Origin of the sequence: Streptococcus sp. 2342, from assembly GCF_013276795.1 — a bacterium.
Classification (GTDB): Bacteria; Bacillota; Bacilli; order Lactobacillales; family Streptococcaceae; genus Streptococcus.
This window is the reverse complement of the sequence record NZ_VMLR01000003.1, coordinates 622634-647565: the sequence shown is the minus strand read 5'-3', so window position 1 is coordinate 647565 and position 24932 is coordinate 622634. Positions and strand designations below refer to the sequence as shown.

General features: G+C 40.8%; 20 protein-coding genes. 1 reads left to right on the top strand and 19 read right to left on the bottom strand.

The window, feature by feature from the left end:
- Positions 1-30: 30 nt before the first annotated feature.
- The 5 genes from HT689_RS05540 to HT689_RS05520 all read right to left on the bottom strand — a co-directional run bounded on the left by HT689_RS05540 (position 31) and on the right by HT689_RS05520 (position 7170).
- A complete protein-coding gene (locus tag HT689_RS05540; protein ID WP_173225451.1) occupies positions 31-1197 on the bottom strand; it encodes a MalY/PatB family protein in 1167 nt (388 codons plus the stop codon).
- Between the two features lie 7 nt (positions 1198-1204).
- A complete protein-coding gene (locus HT689_RS05535; RefSeq protein WP_173225454.1) occupies positions 1205-2299 on the bottom strand; it encodes a cystathionine gamma-synthase in 1095 nt (364 codons plus the stop codon).
- 315 nt (positions 2300-2614) lie between these two features.
- A complete protein-coding gene (locus tag HT689_RS05530) occupies positions 2615-3070 on the bottom strand; it encodes a hypothetical protein (protein ID WP_173251480.1) in 456 nt (151 codons plus the stop codon).
- Positions 3071-3383: 313 nt separating this feature from the next.
- On the bottom strand, positions 3384-5342 hold the full coding sequence (locus HT689_RS05525) for a peptide ABC transporter substrate-binding protein (RefSeq protein WP_173251482.1): 1959 nt from the start codon (positions 5340-5342) through the stop codon (positions 3384-3386).
- A 205-nt stretch (positions 5343-5547) separates the two neighbouring features.
- Complete coding sequence (locus HT689_RS05520) at positions 5548-7170, bottom strand: polysaccharide biosynthesis protein (protein ID WP_173251484.1); 1623 nt, start codon at positions 7168-7170, stop codon at positions 5548-5550.
- A gap of 105 nt (positions 7171-7275) precedes the next feature.
- Here HT689_RS05520 and HT689_RS05515 point away from each other — a divergent pair, with 105 nt between their 5' ends.
- The gene (locus tag HT689_RS05515) at positions 7276-8721 is read left to right on the top strand and encodes a UDP-N-acetylmuramoyl-L-alanyl-D-glutamate--L-lysine ligase (protein WP_173225466.1); all 1446 of its coding nucleotides are present in this window, start codon (positions 7276-7278) and stop codon (positions 8719-8721) included.
- A 46-nt stretch (positions 8722-8767) separates the two neighbouring features.
- Here the strand turns inward: HT689_RS05515 and HT689_RS05510 are convergent, their stop codons facing one another.
- From HT689_RS05510 to asnS, 14 genes are all read right to left on the bottom strand, one after another.
- Positions 8768-8959, bottom strand: coding sequence for a CsbD family protein (locus HT689_RS05510; RefSeq protein WP_024478880.1), 192 nt, complete (start codon positions 8957-8959; stop codon positions 8768-8770).
- Between the two features lie 99 nt (positions 8960-9058).
- Positions 9059-9709, bottom strand: coding sequence for a DUF1803 domain-containing protein (locus HT689_RS05505; protein WP_173213523.1), 651 nt, complete (start codon positions 9707-9709; stop codon positions 9059-9061).
- On the bottom strand, positions 9693-10205 hold the full coding sequence (locus HT689_RS05500) for a YiiX/YebB-like N1pC/P60 family cysteine hydrolase (RefSeq protein ID WP_173225469.1): 513 nt from the start codon (positions 10203-10205) through the stop codon (positions 9693-9695). The genes HT689_RS05505 and HT689_RS05500 overlap by 17 nt, the downstream gene beginning before the upstream one ends.
- Before the next feature lie 86 nt (positions 10206-10291).
- Positions 10292-11227, bottom strand: coding sequence for a manganese-dependent inorganic pyrophosphatase (locus HT689_RS05495; protein WP_173225472.1), 936 nt, complete (start codon positions 11225-11227; stop codon positions 10292-10294).
- Between the two features lie 85 nt (positions 11228-11312).
- Entirely contained in the window at positions 11313-11597 is a 285-nt protein-coding gene (locus tag HT689_RS05490; protein WP_173225475.1) for a GIY-YIG nuclease family protein, read from the bottom strand.
- On the bottom strand, positions 11587-12336 hold the full coding sequence (locus tag HT689_RS05485; RefSeq protein WP_119942151.1) for a tRNA1(Val) (adenine(37)-N6)-methyltransferase: 750 nt from the start codon (positions 12334-12336) through the stop codon (positions 11587-11589). The genes HT689_RS05490 and HT689_RS05485 overlap by 11 nt, the downstream gene beginning before the upstream one ends.
- 53 nt (positions 12337-12389) lie before the next feature.
- Positions 12390-12749, bottom strand: coding sequence for a S1 RNA-binding domain-containing protein (locus HT689_RS05480; protein WP_119942147.1), 360 nt, complete (start codon positions 12747-12749; stop codon positions 12390-12392).
- A gap of 1 nt (position 12750) precedes the next feature.
- A complete protein-coding gene (locus HT689_RS05475; protein ID WP_100104449.1) occupies positions 12751-14151 on the bottom strand; it encodes a bifunctional Cof-type HAD-IIB family hydrolase/peptidylprolyl isomerase in 1401 nt (466 codons plus the stop codon).
- Between the two features lie 81 nt (positions 14152-14232).
- Positions 14233-14736: a GNAT family N-acetyltransferase gene (locus HT689_RS05470; protein ID WP_173225478.1), complete on the bottom strand. Its 504-nt coding sequence runs from the start codon at positions 14734-14736 to the stop codon at positions 14233-14235.
- 266 nt (positions 14737-15002) lie between these two features.
- A complete protein-coding gene (rpsR, locus tag HT689_RS05465; protein WP_000068664.1) occupies positions 15003-15242 on the bottom strand; it encodes a 30S ribosomal protein S18 in 240 nt (79 codons plus the stop codon).
- 31 nt (positions 15243-15273) lie between these two features.
- The gene (ssbA, locus tag HT689_RS05460; protein WP_112444282.1) at positions 15274-15744 is read right to left on the bottom strand and encodes a single-stranded DNA-binding protein SsbA; all 471 of its coding nucleotides are present in this window, start codon (positions 15742-15744) and stop codon (positions 15274-15276) included.
- Between the two features lie 11 nt (positions 15745-15755).
- Positions 15756-16046: a 30S ribosomal protein S6 gene (rpsF, locus tag HT689_RS05455; RefSeq protein WP_166731100.1), complete on the bottom strand. Its 291-nt coding sequence runs from the start codon at positions 16044-16046 to the stop codon at positions 15756-15758.
- A gap of 163 nt (positions 16047-16209) precedes the next feature.
- Complete coding sequence (locus HT689_RS05450) at positions 16210-22980, bottom strand: YSIRK-type signal peptide-containing protein (RefSeq protein ID WP_173280857.1); 6771 nt, start codon at positions 22978-22980, stop codon at positions 16210-16212.
- 595 nt (positions 22981-23575) lie between these two features.
- Positions 23576-24922, bottom strand: a complete 1347-nt coding sequence (gene asnS / locus HT689_RS05445) for an asparagine--tRNA ligase (RefSeq protein ID WP_173226802.1) — start codon at positions 24920-24922, stop codon at positions 23576-23578.
- Positions 24923-24932: the final 10 nt, after the last annotated feature.

Sequence of the window (24932 nt, the reverse complement as noted above, 5' to 3'; positions counted from 1 at the left end):
GGATGACTTTTCTCCTAGAAGGCTGGATTTTTAACGTTTGGCAAAAGTCGTCACAATCCGCTGACAAACTTCTTGCAGCAGGGATTTAGGCATGGCTACATTGAGGCGGGCATGGAGACTTCCTTCCTCTCCATAATCCGAACCAGGGTTGAGGATAACCTTAGCTTCATTTCTCAACAGCTCTTGCAATGTTTCATCAGTCAGGTCATAGGCTGAAAAATCAAGCCAAATCAAGTAGGTTCCTTGCGGTTTCATGACCCTAATTTTAGTCTCTTTTCCAAATAAATCTACCACATAATTGATGTGGTCTTCAAAGACTTGCTTGAGTTCCTCTAACCAATCCTTCCCATAGCGATAGGCAGCTTCTGTCGCCAAATAACCCAAGCCTGAAATTTCATGCTGATTATTGGTCAACTGGCGTTTCTGGAAAGCCAGTCTCAACTTAGGATTTTCAATAACTGCATATGAATTTTTTGTCCCAGCAATATTAAAGGTTTTAGTGGCACTGGTCAAGACGATCGCAAATTCTTTAAAGTCAGGATTGATGGTATTGAAGGAATGATGCTTGTGACCAAAGAGGGCCAAATCTTGGTGAATCTCATCTGAAACCAAGAAAACACCGTGTTTTTGGCAGAGTTGGCCAATCTTCTCCAAGACTTCTTTTTCCCACACACGTCCACCAGGATTGTGAGGGTTGCAAAGAATATAGAGTTTGACCTCCTCTTCCACCAAATCCTTTTCAAGTCGGTCAAAGTCAATCTCAAACAGACCATCCTTTTCCACCAAAGAATTGGTAATCAATCTACGGTTGTTCAACTTGACACTGCGAGCAAAGGGTGGATAGACAGGTGTGTTAATCAAAACCGCCTCGCCTTCTTTTGTAAAGGCTTGAATAGCTGTTGAGATGGCTGGTACCACACCCTCGATAAAGACAAGAGCCTCTTTGTCAAAGTGGTAGCCGTGTTGTGTGGCTTCCCACTTTTGAACTTCCTTAATTAACTCTTCACTGGCATAGGTATAGCCATAAACCAGTTGATCAGCGTAAGTTTGCACAGCTTGGCGAATTTCAGGCAAGACTACAAAGTCCATATCCGCTATCCAAGCTGGTAGGACTTCACTATCCGTTTCTGCTTCTTTCCATTTATAGGTATGGTGCCCTAAACGATTGGGCAGGCTTGTAAAATCATATTTTCCCATCTTTGTCTTATCCTTCCAAGGCTTGACGCAAATCTGCAATCAAATCTCTAGCATCCTCAATCCCAATTGACAAGCGCAAGAGGTCATCTGTCAAACCATAAGAATGGCGCACTTCTGCTGGAATATCAGCGTGAGTTTGGGTCGTTGGATAGGTAATGAGACTTTCCACTCCACCCAAACTTTCCGCAAAAGAGAAGACCTTGAGACTGTTCAAAATATGAGGAATGCGTGTTTCATCGGTTACTTTAAAGGAAATCATGCCCCCACGACCAGTGTAGAGAACTTCCTTAACTGCTGGGGAATCCTTCAAAGAGGCAACCACTTCTTGGGCGTTAGCTGTTGAGCGCTCCATACGAAGAGACAAGGTCTTGAGACCACGAATCAATTGATAACTGTCAAATGGAGACAAGACTGCCCCTGTCGTATTAAGATTGTAAAAGAGCTTCTCGTATAGTTCTAAACTATTAGTCACAACCACTCCAGCCAAGACATCATTGTGCCCTGCTAGATACTTAGTTGCTGAATGAAGAACGATATCTGCTCCATCTTCAATCGGACGTTGGTAGATAGGGCTATAGAAGGTATTATCCACCACCACTTTGGCCCCCTTAGCATGAGCCAATTTTGCCAATTTTTCGATGTCAAATTCCAACATCAAGGGATTGGTTGGAGTTTCGATATAGAGAACATCCACATCCTTTTCTAACTCGGCAATCAACTCTTCTTCTGTGTTGGCATAGGTAAAATGGAAACGGCCTTCCTGCTCCACTTGATTGAACCAGCGGAAAGAACCTCCATAAAGGTCACGGACAGCCAAGACCTTACTTCCTACTGAAAAGACGCTAAAGGCCAGTACAATAGCTGACATACCTGAGCTAGTAGCTAAAGCATAGTCTGCTGACTCAATAGCCGCCAAGACTTCTTCAGCCTTAGTGCGAGTTGGGTTTTTAGTGCGTGTATAGTCAAACCCAGTAGATCGACCAAACTCTGGATGCTGATAGGTCGTTGAAAAATGAAGCGGTGTCACCAAAGCTCCTGTCGCTTCATCTGATTTAATGCCCGCCTGGGCCAAAATTGTGTTAATGTGTAATTCCTTGCTCATACAATTCCTCCAAATCTATAGTAACTATTGTACCACTTATTTTCATCAACTCATTTTCTTCTTTTCAAGAGCTAGTTATAGTTTCAAACTATAGACTTATACTCTTCGAAAATCTCTTCAAACCACGTCAGCGTCGCCTTACCGTAGATATGTGACTGACTTCGTCAGTCTTATCTACAACCTCAAAACCGTGTTTTGAGCAGCTTGCGGCTAGATTCCTAGTTTGCTCTTTGATTTTCATTGAGTATTAGCTAGTAAAGCTAAAAAGAATCCAGAAAAGCTTCCAGATTCTTTTGTGACGATGATTGCTAGAGTTTACTTTGACTGAAAGAAATCGTGTTGGGATAAATAGTCATAATGCTCTTTGTTAAATTGATACTGGCCCACACGCTGACTAATCTGACCGACATCCACGGAAAAAATATAGTCTTCATTTTGATAGTGCCAGTTCAGCCTAACTGTATTCAAGACTGGCTTATAAGTAAAATCTTGAACTTGATTCCAAGACATCTCTACGACTTGATTAGAACAATTTCCAGTTACATCACTGATGTCCATCAAGTAGATCCCCTTAGGTGTGAATGCCAGAATTTTAGGCTTCACACTCGACTGAACATAGTAGGAACCACCTATAATGAAAAAATCAATAAAGGATTTCAACCATGTCTTTTTCTTGAAAGCCATCAGAAAATTCCTTTGTCCTTCAATGCGACAAGTTGAGAGAAATGATTCAATCTGTTTTTCTGTTGCAAACTCCATAATAGCGCCCATGATGTTACCTCCATAACGATTAGTAAATAGGCAGATAAGAACTCTTCACATAAAAGAAGAACTTATCATTTGTTACATTTTATCTTACTTTTTCAGTAAATAACATCCCTCCTATAAAATCATCCTAGCATGTGCATACTTCAATCAACATTGGATAGATTTTCGAAAATAGTTTCTCACGTTTTTGTTATATTTATTATATCATAAATCTAACAAAGAATTTAAAAAATGTAAGTACTTTTCTTCCAAATTTGCTATCATTCTATATAAAAACGACAGTTTCCTTGAAACCATCGTTTTTATTGAAAAATCCTTATTTTACATGTTTTGCCAATTCTTCTTGGGCTTTTTTATTGGATTCTTCTTTTTCTTTCAGCCATTTTTCTTTGGCTTTTTCATATTCGTCTTTTGTGACTGTCTTATCTTGTACTTTGAGGTATTTATAGGATTCAACCCCTTTATTACCAGCCAATGAATATGGTGTTGAGAAAGGAACGATTTTTCTCAATGTTGGTGTTCCACCAAGTGAAACATTTGGAATTGCTAGAGAGCTATCCACCAACCAAGCTTGGGCATCCGCATATTTTTCATAACGTTTAGCCGGATCTTGCTCCTTATTAGCTTCTTCCAACATTTGAGTGTAGACATCCAATCCAACAGCCTTGGCCTTGTCATTGGCTTCACCTGGCTCTATTCCAAGATTTTGCAGAACACCACCATTCTTGACACTAAAGATATCAAGATAGCTAGATGGATCAAGATAGTCCGTACTCCAACCACCATTGTAGAGATCGTAGTCTTTTTGCGCAGCTGTTTGAGCTAGATAACCTGAACTATCATAGTCCTCTGTAGAAAGTAGGTGGACATCAATCACAACATTTTCTGCACCTAAGACAGACTCAATTGATTGCTTCATGGAATTGATTCCTTGAATTTCAGCCTTATTGGTCAACTCTATATTTTTATCTAAGTGGATAGGGAATGTTACCCCCTTAGCTTCTAATTCTTTCTTAGCTTCTGCAAATTTGGCTTTGGCTTTCTCTGGATTGTAGTATGGATCTTGGGCATCCGCGAAGTTGATTCCTTGCCATTCCTTGCCATAATTTACCATCTTAGAGGCTACTACTTCACCAAAGTCTTTTCCCTTGATACTTACGAAGTTTGGAGGAACAACCAAGTTACGCAAAATCTTAGTTGCACCATCTTCTCCTTGAGATTGGGCTCCATAGGCCGTACGGTCATAGGCAAAGTTAATGGCTTGACGGAAGTTTTTATTAAGAACCGCTTCTTGAGTCGATTTCTTTTCAGCATCACTTGTCTTGGAAGTGAATTTATAAGATTGTCTATCCAGATTAAAGTTTAAGAAGTAAGAAGTGGCATCTTGCATGCTATAGACGATATCATCTTTGTATTTTTCTTTAATTCCTTCATAACTTGAACTATTCGGATAGAGACGAGCGTAGCTATAGGCTCCGTCTGTAAAGTTACGAACAAGAGCGTCTTGGTCACTACCATCATAGTAGGTCAATTTGACATCATCTACAAAGACATTTTTAGCATCCCAGTAGTTAGGATTTTTCTTGTATTCGATGACAGATTTTGAAACAAAAGCTTTCATCAAGAAAGGTCCACTGTACAAAATATTAGCAGGGTCTACCTTCCCAAAATCATCCCCTTTTGATTTCAAGAAATCTGCATTGACTGGGAAGAGAATGGTTGAGGTTGTTTTTGAGTTCCAGTAAGGTTCTGGTCGAGCCAAGGTGTATTGAACCGTTTGGTCATCAAGTGCCTTGACTCCGACAGTTGAAAAGTCGCTTGTTTTCCCAGTGATATAGTCATCCAAACCTGCAACAGAGTCCTGCACTAGATACAAGGCTTCTGAATTTTTATCAGCTGCATATTGCAAACCGGTTACAAAATCCTGAGCAGTTACAGGTGCATATTCTTCTCCCTCAGAAGTAAACCACTTAGCATCCTTACGAAGTTTGTAGGTATAGGTTAAACCGTCCTTAGAAACAGTCCAATCCTCAGCCAAGGATGGAACATAGTTCCCATATTGGTCATTTTCCATAAGACCATCTACCAGGTTGGTCACAATATCATTTGTTGTTGCACGGTTTTCTGCTAGATAGTTCAAACTAGATGGATCACTTGAGTAAACATAATTGTATGTTTTTGATGCTGTGCTAGAATTTCCACAGGCACTCAATAAAACTCCTGTACCCAGGACAAGACCTGCCAAGGTTAGATATTTGCTCTTAGACTTTTTCATTTCCAGAACCTCCTGATTTAAATATTTGTTTTATTATACAACGTTTAGTTTGTTTAGTCAATGATTTTTTCCAAAAAAAATCGAAAAAGACCTCATCTTCTACTTTCAAAAGATAATTTTAGCTATTTTGACGCTAAAAAAGGAATAAGTTTCAAGTTCTCCTAAAAGATTGTTCAACTTATTCCTTTTATTTATAAATGCTATCTTACGAAAGCTTAAATTTTACTCGCAGGCGATCTGCTTGAGCTTTTCCAATCACCTTATCCAATAAACGGGTTCGAAGACTCATGACTCCATAAACTCCTCCTCCCATGGCACCAACAAGAGCTACATAAAGGAAGCTCCACAAACGTCCACTTGGTTGGAAAACAAATCCTAACAGCCACTGGATGGTTCCTATTAACAGAAACATGACTAGGGTCAGCAAACTGATTAAAATGGTTCGCTTCACAATCACCTTGCGCTTGACACCCGTTACCTTACAAATGTCCCGATACATCAAGACATTAGGAATGATGAGAGCAATGGTTGTTGAAATCAAAGGACCATAACTGTGGAAGAGGGCGATGGTAGGTAGTTGCAAGACTAGCTTGGCAATAGAACCATAGATAAAATAGAGAACAGCCTTGCGGTTGCGGAACATGGCCTGAAGCATTGGAGACAAGACCATGTACAAGCCTAAAATAATAGACTGCAAAACTGCAAAGACAAATAAGCCCAGAGCCAAACTATCTGGCTTGCCATAGAAGACTGTATAAAGAGGTTCTCCGACCATGACCACTCCAACCGTTGCTGGTAGCAGAAACATAAAGAGTAGGGTGAGACTGTCCTGAACGAGACGAGAAGCTGCCTTCAAGTCCCCCTTGACATAGTTTTCCGTCAAAAGTGGCAAGCCTACACTCCCAATCGAAACCCCAACAGAAATCAAAATCATAGTGATTTTATTAGGATTGGCTGAGAAATAAGAAAACATGACAACCAAGTCTTCATTACTATAATTGGTAAACCAACTCATACTATTGATAAAGGTCAGCTGATCCAGAATCTGGAAGAGCTGGATGGCAGACCCTGTTAAGATAAAAGGAATAGCTTCCTTAATGGTATCGACCAAAAGACGCTTGCTGTTAATCTTATCCCCTGTTTCAAAGACTCTTTTGAGTAACCCTTCTTGAGCAAGGAAATAAATCAAAACTCCAAAACTGGCTACCATACCGACAAAGGCCGCAAAGGTCGATTGGGTAACGGCTGCTAGGTAATCTCCTGAACCAATCTTCATAATGATAAAGGTAGCTAAAAGCATCCAGATAACACGAATGACCTGCTCAGCGATTTGGCTCATGGCATAAGGTTTGAGGTTATTCATCCCTTGGAAAAATCCTCGGATAACACTCATAGACGGGAAAATCAAGACTCCCCAAGCCAAGCTCTGCATGATTGGGATCAGGTCTTTCCCTACACCCGACAAGTCTGCTAGCCAAGGAGCAAAGACATACAAGACTAAAGAAAAAACCAGACCTAGTCCTGTCATAAATCCTAAAAAGCTCCGAATCAGGGCAAAGCTATGCTCCTCTTCTCTCATGGTATTATACTTGGCAACTTGCTTGGCCACTGCAACTGGAATACCTGCTGTTGAAACCAGCAAGAACCAGGCATAGATATTGTATCCCATGGTAAAGAGTCCATTTGCTGTAGCCGCATAAGACCCCATCCAGATGTACCAAGGGATAATGTAAATAGCCCCAAGTAGGCGACTGATAAAGTTACTAGCCGTTAGCCAAGCAGTCCCCCGTAACATCTGGGCCTGCTGGTGATTGTTTTCGTGCGACATAGATTCCTCATTTGATTTTAATAACTAGGAAAAACTCCTTATCTTCCATTATAAACTTTTCCTTGTTACTTGTAAATTTACGACTTTCGGTTTACAATAGAAAGTATGATAAAGATTGAAACTGTATTAGATATTTTAAAGAAAGATGGTCTCTTCCGTGAGATTATCGACCAAGGACATTATCACTACAACTACAGCCATGTCGTATTTGACACCATCTGCTATGACAGTCGCAAGGCCAAAGAAAAGAGCCTCTTTTTCGTTAAAGGTGCTGCCTTTAAGAAGGAATTTCTTCTTTCAGCAATCTCTCAAGGACTCGATTGGTATGTGGCTGAAAAAGACTATGAGGTTGGTATTCCTGCCATTATCGTCAGCGATATCAAGAAAGCAATGAGTTTGATTGCCATGGAGTTTTATGGCAATCCACAGAAAAAACTCAAACTCCTTGCCTTTACTGGTACTAAGGGTAAGACAACAGCAGCCTATTTCGCCTATAACATCTTATCTCAAGGGCATCGACCTGCAATGTTGTCGACCATGAACACAACTTTAGATGGCAAGACTTTCTTTAAGTCTGCATTGACAACTCCTGAGAGTATTGACCTCTTTGATATGATGCATCAAGCTGTGCAAAATGACCGTACCCACCTCATCATGGAAGTCTCCAGTCAAGCCTATCTGGTCAAACGTGTCTATGGTCTAACCTTTGATGTGGGAGTTTTCCTCAATATCAGCCCAGACCATATCGGCCCGATTGAACACCCTAGCTTTGAAGACTACTTCTACCACAAGCGTCTCTTGATGGAAAATAGCCGAGCAGTCATCATTAACAGTGACATGGATCACTTTTCTGTACTAAAAGAACAAGTGGCAGATCAAGAGCATGATTTCTATGGTAACCAATCTGATAACCAAATCGAGAATTCCAAAGCCTTTAGCTTCTCAGCTAGAGGTAAACTCGCTGGAGATTATGATATTCAACTCATTGGCCACTTCAACCAAGAAAATGCCGTTGCTGCTGGACTTGCTTGTCTCCGTCTCGGAGCTAGTCTTGAGGACATCAAAAAAGGAATCGCTGCAACCCGTGTTCCTGGTCGTATGGAAGTCCTCACTCAGAAAAATGGTGCCAAGGTTTTCATCGACTATGCCCACAATGGTGACAGTCTCAAAAAACTCATCAATGTTGTAGAAACTCATCAAACAGGAAATATTGCTCTGGTATTAGGTTCGACAGGAAACAAGGGAGAAAGTCGTCGCAAAGACTTTGGCCTTCTCCTCAATCAACACCCTGAGATTCAAGTCTTTCTGACTGCTGATGACCCCAACTATGAAGACCCTATGGCCATTGCGGATGAAATTAGTAGCTACATCAATCATCCTGTTGAAAAAATTGCGGATCGCCAAGAAGCCATCAAGGCAGCTATGACTATCACAAATCACGAATTAGATGCTGTCATTATCGCTGGTAAGGGAGCCGATTGCTACCAAATCGTCCAAGGAAAGAAAGAAGCCTATCCTGGAGATGCAGCTGTCGCAGAAAATTATTTATAAGATAGTAAAAAATCAAGGGAAATGAAACCCTTGATTTTTTCTATTTTTATTTAAAAGCGTTTTTCAAACCTTCAACGGCACCTTCTACAGCACCTTTAGCATCTTCAACTACTTCTTTTGCCTTAGCAACTGTTTTTTCAACAGCTCCTTCAAGTTCTGTCTTGCTGTCTCCAGTAACTTTACCAAAACCTTCTTTGACAGCACCTGTTGCTTGTTCCAATTTGTTTTCAAGTGACATATGATTGTCTCCTTTAGTTCTATTCCGATATGTGTTATCGGTTACATTAGTATAAACTTATCGATAGATAAAGTCAAACAATGTGCTCAGAAAAAGCAATCACACTAAATAGAAAGTTAATCTCTCCTTGTCAAAATCAACGGCCAACTCATACTTTCCATCTTCATTTTGGACAATATAACCTAGGACAACTAAACTATCCACAAAGATGTCTCGGCGTTTCTGCATAAGCTGGTCTTTTTTGAGAAATTTCAACAAAAAAGTCGTCATATACTTGAGGGCATACTCAGGATTAACATCTCCCAAAATGTCATAAAGTTCCTGCTGTTTTTCTGTCAAAGGATACTGATGTTTGACCTTGTAGAAATAATTAGACAGGGTCATTTTAGTCCGCGCAAAATCTGTTTTTTCAACTAAAATAGCTGCATTGGTTTGATTGCGCAATTCTGTCTCAAAACTCTGCTCCAACAAAGCTTGATAGGCCGGGCTATCTTCGCTGACAAAAATCTCTTGATCCAGTTCGAGACTATCGAGTGATTCAAGCATAGGAAGATTGAGGTAATAACGCTTATTTTCCCGACGAACCAAGCCCACTTTTATATACTCTTCCATGAGTTTGTCAACTGCTACATCTGGAAATTGAGTCTTAATTTCCCGTAGAATCACATCCTCATGCTGGTCCAGATAGCGGATCAATTCTCCAAAAAATGGCTGTCTCGTCAAACGAGATGGATTAAAAATCTGAATCATGAAGATTCCTTTCTTTACATTCTAACAGAGGTGATGTTGCCAACTGACTAGGATTGGTCCCAGCTTGGTTCAGAGGAACAGGCAGACCTAGTTCTCTATAATACTCTCTCCAAAAATCACTAATGTCCTGCTCCCCATCACCAAATTTCATGGGAATAGTTTCAAAAATGGGGAGGATTTCTACCATATACTGAGAACAGTAAAAACCTTCTCCATCTGGATAGAAAGAAGCATTGTAGGGTGCCCCTAGATGTTTACAAGCTCTTTCCTTCACCGACTGGATATCCATTTCTGGGTAGACATAGAGGTCGTACAAGTGATTAGACTCAAAGAAGTCTGCTGATTCCTGACAAACAACACCCGCCTGTCCACTAGCATGATAAATCATCCCATCCAAATAAATAGCAACATGGCTATAGTTACCTGTTGAAATCTGGATGGCTTGCCCCATGTCCGACTCATCTCTCACAAAAATCAAATCACCAGTTTCTAACATGCTTCACTCCTAGAAAAAAAGGAGCCGAAACTCCTTTCGATATAAGGCAAACTAGCCTTTCCGATTTTGAACTGACACCCAAAATCTTAAGCATTAAAGCTTTCAGTCAATTGAGGTACCACTTGTTTCTTACGTGAAACGGCACCAGCAAGGAAGGCATGATTGTTTTCAAGTTTGAAGTTGAAAGCCGCTTCGACCTTGCCCATATTGGCACCAAGAGCCAAGATTTCTGAGTTTGAGTTGACGATATCTGTAATCATCAAGACAAAGTCAGAGTAACCGTTTGCTTCGTTAGCAGCTTGCATTGCAGCTTCAATTTCTGCTTGACGTTCCAAGACTTCAGCGATGTCAACTGTGTTCACTTGGGCAACACGGACATTATTTCCGTTCAATTCAAAAGTTTTAGCATCGATGTCAATCAATTCGTCAGTAGATTTGCTAGCCAAGTTTGTACCAGCTTTCAACATAGCTAAACCATACTCTTCCAAGTTGACACCAGCTAATTCAGCCAATTCAGGAGCAATAACCTTATCTGTTGGGTGTGTTGTTGGTGATTTCAAAAGAAGGGTATCTGAAATCAAACCTGAAAGCATCAAACCAGCAATCTCTTTAGGCACAGCTACACCATGTTCTTTGAACATACGGTAAACGATTGAAGACGCTGAACCAACTGGCTCCAAACGCATGTAAAGTGGGCTTGCAGTCTCAAAGTTAGCCACGCGGTGGTGGTCCACCACACCATAAACTTCTACTTCAGCGATATCTGATACAGATTGTTGGAATTCATTGTGGTCAGTCAGGATAACTTGCTCTGCGCCTTCTGCTTTAGCAGAAGTGATAACACGCGGTGCTTCCACACCAAAATAGTTCAAGACAAAGGCTGTTTCTTCATTTGGAGTTCCAAGGGCAACAGCTTCCGTATCCAAACCGTAAGCTTCTTTTGCAAGGTAGGCAAAAGCTACAGATGACCCGATGGCATCTGAGTCTGGATTTTGGTGACCAAATACTAGAATCTTAGACATGATAATACCTCATTTTGTTTATTCTCTTTATTGTAGCATTTTTTTCGCTTTTTGACAAAAGTAAGAGGAGTCAAAGGACTCCCCGCTACTCTTCAAAATAACTGAGTAAATTTCTATCTTGATTTTCAGATAAAAATATTTCCTTCTGTGGCCTCTTCTTACGCTTGAGAAGGGCTTCTGCCGACATGGCTTCTTCCTTACTGGCAAATCCTTCTGCATAAATAAGTTTCACTGGTAAGCGAGCCCTAGTATACTTGGCTCCCTTCCCACTATTGTGGACAGCAAGGCGTCTCCTCACGTCAGTGGTATAACCCGTATAGTAGGAACCATCACGGCACTCCAGCACATACATATAAGCCTTATAATCCATAATAAATCTCTTCGAGTTCCGGCGTATAAGAGCCATCATCATTGTGAACAATGAGAGGTGGTAAGACCTTAAAGCCACTTGTTGAACCATCCTTGATAGCTTCAATCAAGAGCATATTGGCTTCCTTTTCTTTTTTTGGATAGACAAATTGCAGACGCTTAGGGGCTAGATTATGCCGTTGTAACGTATCCAGAATGTCCAAGAGTCGGTCAGGACGATGAACCATGGCCAACCGTCCATTAGACTTGAGAATACTCTGGGCACTACGACAGATTTCCTGCAAATTGGTCGTGATTTCATGGCGCGCCAAGAGATAATGTTCACTCTCATTTAAGTTGGAATGAGGATCCACCTTGAAATAGGGCGGATTACACAAAATCATATCCACCTTACTTCCCTGGATGTAAGCAGGCATATTTTTCAAATCATCACAGATGACCTGCATCTGCTCCTCTAATCCATTCAAACGGACAGAGCGCTCAGCCATATCCGCCAAACGCTCCTGAATCTCAACAGCCAAAATCTGTGCCTGAGTACGAGTGCTAGCAAATAGCCCCACTGCTCCATTTCCAGCGCAGAAATCCACTATCAAGCCCTTTTTAGGAAAACGTGGAAAACGTGACAAGAGAACACTATCCACCGAATAGCTAAAAACCTCTCTATTTTGAATGATTTTGATATCTGTTGAGAAGAGCTGGTTAATGCGCTCCCCTGATTTTAATAATTGTTCTTCTTCCATGGTTCTATTATAGCAGATTTATATTAACATTACAAAAAATATAAAATTCTAAACTACTTCTTCTTTTTTAAATGGTGCAAGGCTTCTCTAGTCCAAATTGGCATCATTCGTTTAAGAGGCGCAAAGCCGTAGTTAAAACGGTCGCTTGAAAAGCGTCTCCGTCTCGGAAACTGGTGCTTTTCTTCCTCCAAAGTGCGGATAGAAAGACTAGCTTTCCCTGTAAATTCATCTAAATCTACTACCTGAACCTGAACCTCTTCATCGACTTTCAAGGCTTCATGGATATTTTCAATAAAGCCTGTCCGAATCTCTGAAATGTGAATCAGCCCCGTATCACCCGTCTCTAGCTCAACAAAGGCACCGTAGGGCTGAATCCCTGTAATACGCCCCTTTAGCTTATCACCGATTTTCATCTTAGTCCTCGATTTCAATTGTTTCAATCACGACATCTTCAACTGGCTTGTCCATAGCCCCTGTCTCAACAGCAGCAATGGCATCCAAGACAGCGTAAGATGCTTCATCAGCTAACTGTCCAAAAACCGTGTGACGGCGGTCTAGGTGAGGTGTCCCACCTTGGTTAGCATAGATTTCTGCGATCGGTTCTGGCCAACCACCACGAGCAATTTCTTTCTTAGAATAAGGCAAATGTTGATTTTGCACGATAAAGAACTGGCTGCCGTTGGTATTTGGACCTGCATTGGCCATAGAAAGGGCACCACGGATATTGTAAAGTTCTTCTGAGAATTCATCCTCAAATGATTCGCCGTAGATGGACTCGCCACCCATACCAGTTCCAGTTGGGTCTCCACCTTGAATCATAAAGTCCTTGATAATACGATGGAAAATGACACCATCATAGTAACCATCTTTTGAAAGAGCTACAAAGTTAGCCACTGTTTTAGGAGCATGTTCAGGGAAAAGCTTGATACGCAAGTCTCCGTGATTGGTCTTAATAGTCGCGATAGGACCTTCTACTGTTTCAATGTCTACTTGTGGGAAATGCAATTCTTTTTCTACCATACCAAATCCTTCTAAGGCATCAAAAATGCCATCTTCTTCTAATGTTTTTGTAATATAATCTGCTTTTTCTTTGATGTTATCATGAGAAATTCCCATGGCAACGCTGATTCCAGCATAATCAAAGAGTTCCAAGTCGTTGAGCCCATCTCCAAAAACCATGACGTTCTCTGGTTTCAAACCAAGGTGTTCCACAACCTTTTCCACACCCGTCGCTTTGGAGCCTGAAATTGGCACAATATCAGACGAATGCTCATGCCAACGAACCATGCGAAGTTTGTCTGAGAGACTGTCAGGCAAGTGCAAGTCATCTCCCTTATCTTCAAAAGTCCACATCTGATAGATTTCTTCTTTCTCATGGAAATCTGGATCCACATCTAAATCAGGATAAATTGGATTGATAGCCTCACTAATCATATCTGTACGAATAGACAACTTGGCATCATGACTCCCAACCAAGCCATACTCTATTTCCTCTTGCTTGGCCCAAGAGATATACTCCTCAACATCTGACTTCTCAATCTGATGTTGATAAATAACCTGACCTTTTTTATCTTCGATATAAGCCCCATTTAAGGTCACAAAAAAGTCAGGATTCAGTTCACGAATTTCTGACACGACACCAAAAATCCCTCGTCCAGAAGCAATACCTGTCAAAATTCCTTTCTCACGTAATTGCTTAAAAACAGCTGGGATTGAAGCCGGAATAAAACCTGTCTTGGAATTCCGCAATGTATCATCAATATCAAAAAAGACAATCTTGATCTTCTTTGCCTTATATCTTAATTTGGCATCCATCTCACTACCTCTTTCAATCTAACTCTTTCCATTATACCATAAAGTAGAGAAATCCCACATCCCCAATAAAATCCTTGTCTCTTATCCGAATTCTTTTACTAGATACAAAACCAAATCATCATTATTTTGGCTAGTTGCATTCATTTCCAAGGGTTGATTTCGATACCAGACACCTGTCCCATCTGGAATGTAGCCCCGTCTGATATACAATCTCTGGGCAGGGCCATAGCCTAAGTGCAAACCTACACCAAGAGTGACCTTACTCGAAACAAACTTGACTCGTTTTTCTGCTTCTTCTAGCAATTGATTCCCAATCCCTTGATTTCTAAAAGGCTCAAACACATTAAAATCTGATAATTCTGGATAGACTTCTGCAAAAGGACCATGTTTAGCAGAGGGCAAAATGGTAACGTAGCCCGCTACAGCACCATCAATCTCTGCAACTAAGACTTCTCTCTCTCCACTTTCCTGCTCCTTGAAGTATCGAGTTAAAATCTCCTCTCTACCAGGCCAACCTTGATTCATAAATCCATGAGATAAGGATTCAATATCAGACTTAATCATATTTCTAATCGTACAATTCATCTTTGACTCACCCACCTTTACTCTTTCTATTACCATTATAGCACGCCAAGGTCAGAAAAAAACTATCTAGTGAAAAAAGACCCAACCGGGTCTGAAAAAGAGGTCCACTGGACCTCAACTCGCTCTCTCATTTCAAGGCTCATGAAAAAGAGGTCCACTGGACCCAACTCGCATTCTCATTTCAAGGCTCGTGAAAAAAAGACCCGTCGGGGTCTGAAAAAGAGGTCCACCCGGACCTGAAAAAAAGACCCAACCGGGTCTTTTCTTTAATCTTCGTTTACGAAAGGCATCAAAGCCATTACGCGAGCGCGTTTGATAGCTGTTGTTACTTTACGTTGGTTTTTAGCTGAAGTTCCTGTTACACGACGAGGAAGGATTTTCCCACGTTCTGAAACGAAACGGCTAAGAAGCTCAGTATCTTTGTAATCAACATATTCAATTTTGTTTGCTGCGATGTAATCAACTTTTTTACGGCGTTTGAATCCGCCACGACGTTGTTGAGCCATGTTTTTTCTCCTTTATAATTTTAGTTGTCCATTAGAATGGTAAATCATCATCTGAAATATCCAATGGATTTGTTGCTCCAAATGGATTTTCATCACGTGAAAAGTCTGGTACTGAATTTGTAGGCACTGAATAGTTTGCAGTTGGTGCAGAGTAAGCTCCACCTGTATGACCCTCACGCACACTACGGCTTTCCAACATTTGGAAATTCTCAGCCACGACCTCTGTCACGTAGACACGTTGTCCTTGCTGGTTATCGTAACTACGAGTCTGGATACGACCTGTCACCCCGATAAGTGAGCCTTTTTTAGCCCAGTTAGCAAGGTTTTCAGCCTGTTGGCGCCACATAACGACATTGATAAAATCAGCCTCACGTTCGCCATTTTGACTCTTAAATGTACGGTTTACTGCAAGAGTAAAAGTCGCAACTGCTACATTCGATGGGGTATAACGCAACTCAGCGTCACGTGTCATACGCCCTACAAGTACAACATTGTTAATCATAGTTTACCTTCTTACGCGTCAATTTTGACGATCATGTGACGAAGAATGTCAGCGTTGATTTTTGAAAGACGGTCAAACTCTTTAAGAGCTGCATCGTCGTTTGCTTCAACGTTAACGATGTGGTAAAGTCCTTCACGGAAATCTTGGATTTCGTATGCAAGACGACGTTTTTCCCAAGATTTTGATTCAACAACAGTTGCACCGTTGTCAGTCAAAATAGAGTCAAAACGTGCTACCAAAGCGTTTTTAGCTTCTTCTTCAATGTTTGGACGAATGATATAAAGAATTTCGTATTTAGCCATTGATATGTTCCTCCTTTTGGTCTAATGACCCCAAGACTTTGCAAGGGGTAAGTGAGGTTCGCTCACAATAAACTATTATACTAGAAAAAATTTTTTTACGCAAGTAAAAACACCGAAATAAAAAAAGAAGATGACGAATCATCTTCTCAAAAACTATGCGTTTTTAGTCCTCTTTTTTCTTGCGAGCAAGAAGTCCAAATCCACTTAGGGATCCAAGAAGTCCAAGCGCTGCGAGGCTAGCGTTAGCTTCTGTACCTGTGTTAGGCAATTCTTTTTTACCATCAACGTATTTAGGTGTTGCTGGCATTTGAGGTTTAGCTGGCTGTTCAGGTATTGCTGGAGTTGCTGGCTCTACCGGTTGTGCTGGTTGAGTCGGTTCAACCGGTGTTGGAGTTGGCATCTCAACTTTGCGGAAGATATGTCTGATATTTCCATTTGAATCTGTGACAGTCTTCACATATTCGTAACCTGGAATTGTTCCCGGTTCTTTAGAACCTGGCTCAGTTGGTTTCAATGGATTTCCATTCTCATCAGTCCAAGTAGTTGTATTTTGCTTACTTGGATTTGGTTGAGGAACAGGTGAAGGTGTTGGAGCTGGTGGTGTTACTTTTTCATAAACATGAACAGTATCTCCATTTGACAGTTTCTTAGTCTCTACGAAGCGGTAGCCTGGAATGTCTTTCTTATCGACTGTTCCCGGTTCACTTGGATAGTTTGGAATCTCTTTGCCTTCTTTATCTTTGAAGAAGGTACTTACTTTTTCGTAGATGTGTTCTGTGTCTCCATTTGACAGTTTCTTAGTTTCTACGAATCTGTATTCTGGAATATCTTTCTTATCGACTGTGCCTGGTTCACTTGGATAGTTTGGAATTTCCTTACCTTCTTTGTCTTTGAAGAAGGTACTTACTTTTTCGTAGATGTGTTTTGTATTTCCTTTTTCATCAATTTCAGTTCTAACAACATTGTATCCTGGAATTTGTTCCGAAGGTTTAGTTCCATCTTTAGGTGGAAGTAAATCTGTTTCTTTGCCATCTTTTTCAATAACTACATATCTAGTATCTGGGCGAACAGTTGGAGTATAAGTTTCAGAAACTACTTTGCCATTGACGTCTTTCACTTGAACTGTTACTCCAGAAGTTTTCCCTACGAAATCTTTTTCTGGTGTAAATTCAACGACTCCATCCTTAAGTACATATGTTCCTTCTCCTGGAACTACAACTTCTTTCACTTCTTTACCAGTTTTATCAACTAATGTCAGAGTAGATTTATCAAGCTCAACTTCTTCATTACCTTTATTAAAGTTTACTGTTGTATTATCCTGATCTGGCGTATCAAATACTACAGGAGATGTTTGAACAGTTCCACGAGCTCCTTCAGTAGCCGATGAAGCACCTGTTGGGGTCACATCTGTTACCGTTGGGGTGTACATTGACTTAGTTGTGATAATTGCTGTAGTCTTATCATCAGAAGTTAAAATCGCTGATTCAACAACTGTCACAGGCGCCGGCGTTCCTACATAAGATGGGACTGGTACAAAGGTTACCTGACCTTTATCGTCTACTGTGTAGGTTCCAACATTCTCTACCACTACTTTACCATCATTATCTGCACCTTCCAATGCATAAGTGCGTGCTGTGATATGACTAGTATCAGAAATAGTATAAGTCAGAGCTTTCCCTTCATCTGTTGATTTTTGGGTATGACCTTGGATGTTTGTCGTTGCAACATCATTTCCTGCAGAGGTTACAGGATTTACTGTTGGAGTATAGGTTGTTTCAGAGGTGATTGTCGCCTGCGATTGATCTGCAGTCTCTAATCTATAAGTAACTTTTACTCCTACACTTGTCTTATTGGCATCACTTGATACATAGCTAGCTACGGGAACAAAGGTTACTTTACCAGTTGTATCAATTGTATAAGTACCAACACCATCTACAGTTTTAGTAGTTGAATCGTTATCCAAAGTATAAGTTGGAGTGACGGTAACACCCGTACCAGCTTCTGGAGCTGTGTAAATTGGCGTACCACTTTGAGTTGAACCTTGAGTTCCAGTAGACGTTGCAGGTTCAGCTGAAGCTTTAACAGGCGTGACGCTTGGAGTGTAGGTTGTTGTTGCTTCAGTTCCATTAGCATCAGTAATACTTACTGTTACAGCATGGGCTTCTCCAGTAAATGTAGCCAGCGGAGTAAAGGTAACAGCAATGGCTCCAGTTTCATCTTTAACAAGCTTATAAGTACCCTGATTCGCTACAGTAACACTACCGTCACCATTAACAGTTCCGTTTTCTGCACCTACTAGCTTCACAGATGTTTTATCTAGTTCGACTGATTTAGACTCACTATTTATAATCGCAGTTCCTTTTGCAAAGTTTACAGTTGTATCATCTGTGTCTGCTGCGTCAAATTTAATAGCAGAAGTTTGAGTTTCGCCTTGAATTCCAGTTGTCTTAGAAGATTCTGCACTTGGTTTCACTCCAACAATCTTAGGAGTATAGATTGTTGTTACTTCAGTTCCATTAGCATCAGCAATTTTCACGGTTACTGGAGTTACATTTCCTGTATAAGTGGCTACCGGGGTGAATTGAACATAAGACTTACCGTCTTCTTTTACGATAGAGTATGTTCCTTGACCAGCTACCGATACTTTACCTTCACCATCAGCTCCTACTAGAGTCAAAGTAGCTTCATTTAAATCAACAGATTTTTCAGTTCCATTTACAATCTCACTACCTTTGCTAAAGTTCAAGGTGTTTACATTTTCATCTTTGGCGTTAAGAACAACTTCAGATTTTTGAACAGCTCCCTGAATACCTGTAGTTGAAGCTTCGCTAGCAGTTGGGGTAACACCTAGAATGTTTGGTGTGTATTCACCACGTTTATCATTTTCTGGTTGCGTACCATTGTTATCTGAAACAACTACTTGGACAGCTTTTACCGCTCCAACATAAGCTTTATTGGTTGGTGTGAATGTCACAAGACCTGTTGACTTGTCAATACCGAAAGTTCCAATCTCATCACCAGCTTTAACATTACCATTATCTGCCGCAGCATAAGCTGGAGTTGTTGCGCCATCCGCTACTTCTGTACCTGTATTATCAAGAAGTTTATAGCTATCAGCCTTCAATGGGACTGTTTTTCTAGCTCCGTTTACTTCTGCAGAACCTGGGGTAAAGGTTGGTTTACCTGTTTGAATTTCCCCTTGAATATCTGTTGAAGATACCTTAGTTCCTTCTGGTTTCACTCCAATAACAGTTGGTGTGTAATCTGCCGTAGATGTTAATGGGTCAACTCCGTCTACTGTCAAGGTCAAAGTCACCTTGGCTGGATTTGGTGTTCCAACAAATGTTGGATTAGGAGTAAAGGTTACTTCACCTGTATCCTTATCGATAGCATAAGTACCTACAGTAGCTCCTGTATTATCTGTAGCATTTGTTGACTCTAAGCTATAAACTTTTGTACCATTTGTGGTAGCAGAAATCTTAGTTTTCTCTGCGTCATCAAAATTGAAGCTTGGAGTTCCTTTCTGAACCGCTCCTTGAATATCGCTAGTAGTTGCAGGCGTTCCTACAATACCAGCTTTAACAGTAATAGTGTAAGTTGTAGTCGCTGTAGAAGTGTTCACTCCGTGATCAGTACCAGCAGTCGTATCTCCTACAGTTGTTCCATCAACCAAGTTTGTATTACTATCTATGACATTGATGGTAACACTATATTTACCAACTTTTGTCAGTTTAAGTTCAGTTGCAGTTGGATAGTTGGCTGCATCTCCAGATGTAGTCTCTGCAAACACAGTGTTGCCATCTGGATCTGTAACAGTAATGCTTGTTACTTTTGTTTTATGACTTCCCTTGAATGTAGACTCTGCAGTACTTGTAGCTAACTTATCATCTTCAGTATCTCTGACACTAACTTTTGCACCAGTAACTACCGCAGGGCGGTCGATTAGGTTAACAGTTGTATTCAAGGTACTCTCGTAAGAATTCGAAGTAGCAGTTGGTTTCGAGTTGATGATAGTAGACGTACTAGTGTTTTCTGCCATAACTCCCTTAACAGTGCCAGTATAACCCGTACTAGTTGTAATCTTCCATGTGTCATCACCAGTCTTATTTGCTGTTACTGTAGACTTATCACTTGCTGTCCATTCATTACTATTTTTATCATAGGTAACAGTAATGTACATACCATTACCTATCTCAGTGTTCGCTGTGTCATCCTTGCTATAAGCTGTCTCAGTTAGAGTAACATCATTAACAGCCGTCACTTTGTTCGCATTGTTGTATGTTCTCTTATATTCGTACAAGTCAAACTTCATGGAGCCATCTGTTTGGGCACGGACTGAAACTTCTCGTTTGGTAATTGTATAATTACCATTGCCATCATTTGACTCTGTTCGCACCTCTGCATCAGAGGCTGCTAATTCATAACGACCTGATGTTGGATTGAGAGTTGCTGTATATTTCGTACCGTTTGTTGCAGAGTTCAACTCCACCTTGGTTCTCATGAGATTAGCCGTTACATCTTCAGTTTTAGCATATGCAGAAATCTTAGAAACCCCTGCTGTTGCCGTCGCTTCTGGTTTTACTGATAGAGAAAATTCAGTCCCTACCGTTCCAACTTCAGCCCCAACAGAAACCGCGGTATTCGTTGTTCCCTCTTGTACAACCCACTTGCCTGCTTTATTGGTTTTTAAAATAGTCTTGGAACCATCTGGTGTTGTAATTTCTGCATAGGTTGCCCCATTTGAAATCTCAACCTGTACGGTGCTGTCATAAGTGCTTATATTCTTTACCGTTACCTTAGGTGCGATGACAAAGGTCAATTCTCCACGACCTTCTTGTGTATCATAATTCCAACTTTGAGTAAAACCACTTGCTTGTTCTGTAAGGTTGTAATCTTTAGCGTAGGCAGTCACATGGTAAATCCCTGCCTTTGTTGGTGTTCCAGAAATCAGTCCCTTCCCATCATAGCCAACAGTTTTACCATCTTCAGCAATAGGAGTAGCCCCTGCGTTTGGTCTATAAGTCAAACCAGGAATGGCAGTATCCACCGTTGCCCCATTTGTTGAGATATTTCCTGAAATTCCAGAAGTCGCATTATTATTATATTCATTACGAACTTGAGTATCCGTACCATTAGCCAAAGTATAGGAAACATTGGCTCTTTCAGTGGTTATACGGGAAGCAGATTCATCTTTGTAATGGATATCTACAGGTGCAATCGCTTCTCCGACGGTTCCCTTATAGACTTTATTATTACTTTCGATAATCGGAGCTGTCGTATCTTGCCAGCCAATCCAACCCCCACGTAAGTTCCGATAAAATGCACGTACACTTGCCTTGGTTTTGGTATTAGTATAAGTTACATAGGTTCGTGTATCATATACCCCGTTGGAACTACCTTCGAGAATCTTGCCTTCAATTGTGTCAGTGGCGGCATTATATTTTAACCCTTTAGGTAAGTTTGTCGGTGAAACATTTGAGATAGTCCAACCATCTGCCTTAGCTTTATCTGTTAGGTCAAAACGATCCTTAATTTTATTGATATAAACGCGGTCTTGACCTTGCTCATAGACATAGTGATAAATGTGGGTAGCTAGATACTCATATCCACCGTTAGCTTGATATTTTGAATTGTTACCACCCGAAATCGTCGAACCGTCTATACGTTTTTTATTTTTCCAAAAATCCGCCTCTACTGCCAAGTCTTCTGCTTGTTCCTTGCTTAAGGGATAATCCATACGTCCAGCATTATTAACACCTTGACCTGCATTCCCCTCATCTTTTTTGGTCTCCGAACGTTGATTAGAATAAACAATAGTTTCTAAAGTGCTGATATCCCCACTTCTTGCTTCGGTAGAAACATCTCCCTGCTTAGCTACAGTAGAGGTAAATGTATAAATATCTGCACCAGTATGATGCTCTTTTGTTGGAGAGTGAGCTATAGTTGTGTAAGTTCCATTCTCATTTGGAGTTGAAATATAGTCGCTAGCTGCCAGAAGCTGACTTCCCTCTTTCATCGCTTGACCATTGCGACTGTCACGACTACCTGAGTTGGAACCTGTTACAAGATTTACAAGGCTGTTGCGTACACGTTTTGCTTCTTGCACACGTTTTTCAAGTTCAGGGATTGTGATATTTGCATCCACAAGGCTTGATTTAATCAGTTGAAGAGTTGCTTTTGCACTTTCTATCACTACAGAATCTGTAGCCAACTTCTCTGCTTGCGGTAAGTAGCGAGCAAGGTCTTCTTGCACTGTTGCCAACTCTGCATTTGCTGCCTCAACTCGTTTTTCAGCTTCAGTTGCTGTTGGGGTAGCTGGTGTTGCTTCTACCTTATTTTCCACTGCAGCTGGTGTTTCTCCAAGAACTTTAGGCATACTTGCAATGATTGAAGCTTGTGAACGACTGGCTTTAGCGATTTTGTTCACTTCTAATTGACTTGCATTTTCTTTGGCAAGGATTCTTTTCGCTTCTTCCAGTACCTTCTCTGCATTTGCAATAGTAGATACCGGAACTTTAGTACGATTGATCTTGGACAAACGTAATTCCAACTCAGAGACTATATCCTTAAGACCAGCCTTATCTGCAACTGTTTCTGCAGAGGAGCTAGTTGCCACTGCTTCGGTATTCTCAGCGCTAGGTTGAGATGAGGCAGTATCTTCACCACCGTCCCTAGTTAGTACTGGCTCTGCACCATAAGTATTGGGTTTAGATGAGCTAGCACCTTGATTAGCACCCTCATCGCCTATGGTCGATGTTGGAGTAGCTGTTGAAGATGTTTCATTAACTCCTTCTACTTCTGTTGCTGATACCGCGCCAGCTCCGAGAAACATCAAACCAGCCGCAATCGCCACTGATGCTGCACCAAAGCTGTACTTACGAATACCGTAACGAATGTACTTCTCCGTTCTAAAATCTTGTTGACCTCTCTTCATGAGATTCAACCTCCTTTATGCATGTTTTTTAATATTGAATTGAAATATACAGACAAACAAAAAGCCCCCCCCCCTTAAATTTTTTAGCAATATTAAGAGGTTATCATTTTAAAAAGGGTTGCCTAATAATTATCAATATCGTTTAATATTGTATCATACGACTATTATTAATTCAAGTTTCATCTCCATATATTTATCGTTTCAATCCAATGTTGCCTTCGATACAATAGAACGTGCACAAGTTTCTAAACACTAACATAAATGTACTAGGATACGAAACTCCATTCTGAACAACTATTAGTATGAGTCTAGTAAAAGACTCAATTTTATAAGAAAAGGAAGTAAATATTTTCACGAAAAGCGCATATAATCAAGATTTTAAATACCCAATAGTATGCGATTTTCTAATTTTTAATACTTTGTATTCAGACTAACTCATTCCGTTTTCTTTATAGCTTGTTTCTATCTATTAACAAAAATGCATTGCCATAATCATACCGTAGAAACTTAACTCCTTTTATAAAAGCTGATAATATTTCCTTTCGCTTCCAGAGATTTCTATGAAAAAAAACGCCACATGGGCGTTTTCCTGTTCTTACGGTTTGATACGGTGCAACATACGTGGGAATGGGATAGCTTCACGGATATGTTTTGTTCCTGCTGCAAAGGTTACCATACGCTCGATACCGATACCAAATCCACCGTGTGGAACTGTACCGTATTTACGAAGGTCAAGGTAGAATTCATACTCTGTACGATCCATGCCAAGTTCATCCATCTTAGCAACTAATGCATCGTAGTCTTCCTCACGCATAGAACCACCGATGATTTCTCCGTAACCTTCTGGAGCAAGCAAGTCTGCACAAAGCACGCGCTCTGGATTTCCAGGAACTGGTTTCATGTAGAAGGCCTTGATGGCTGCTGGGTAGTTCATGACAAATGTTGGCACACCAAAGTGGTTTGAAATCCAAGTTTCATGTGGTGAACCAAAGTCATCTCCATGCTCAAGATGCTCGTAATCAGCGTCTTCATCATTTTCATGCTCTTGCAAGAGGTCAATAGCTTGATCGTAAGTGATACGTTTGAATGGCTCTGCAATGTAGCGTTTCAAGAGTTCTGTATCACGTTCCAAGGTTTCCAAGGCTTGAGGCGCACGGTCAAGAACACCTTGTAGAAGAGCTTTTACATAAGCTTCTTGCAAGTCAAGCGACTCATCATGTGTCAAGTATGAGTACTCTGCGTCCATCATCCAGAACTCAGTCAAGTGACGGCGCGTTTTTGATTTTTCAGCACGGAATACTGGACCAAAGTCAAAGACACGACCAAGTGCCATAGCACCAGCTTCTAGGTAAAGTTGACCTGATTGGCTCAAGTAGGCTGGCGTTCCGAAGTAGTCAGTTTCAAAGAGTTCTGTTGAATCTTCTGCTGCATTTCCTGAAAGAATTGGGCTGTCAAACTTCATGAAACCGTTCTTGTCAAAGAACTCATAAGTTGCATAGATAATAGCGTTACGGATTTGCATCACAGCCACTTGCTTACGAGAGCGTAGCCACAAGTGACGGTTGTCCATCAAGAAGTCTGTTCCGTGTTCTTTTGGTGTGATTGGGTAGTCTTGAGATTCACCGATCACTTCGATGTCTGTAATGTCCAACTCATAACCAAATTTAGAACGTTCGTCCTCTTTGACAATACCTGTCACATAAACAGAAGTTTCTTGGCTCAAGCGTTTGATGACATCAAACTTCTCAAGTCCCACTTCTTCACCATATTTTTCTACAAAGTTTGGTTTAAAGGCTACACCTTGAAAGAAGGCTGTTCCATCACGTAATTGCAAGAAGGCGATTTTCCCTTTTCCTGATTTGTTGGCAACCCAAGCGCCAATCGTCACTTCTTGACCAACATAGTCTTTTACATCAATAATCGTTACACGTTTTGTCATTATTTTTCCTTTT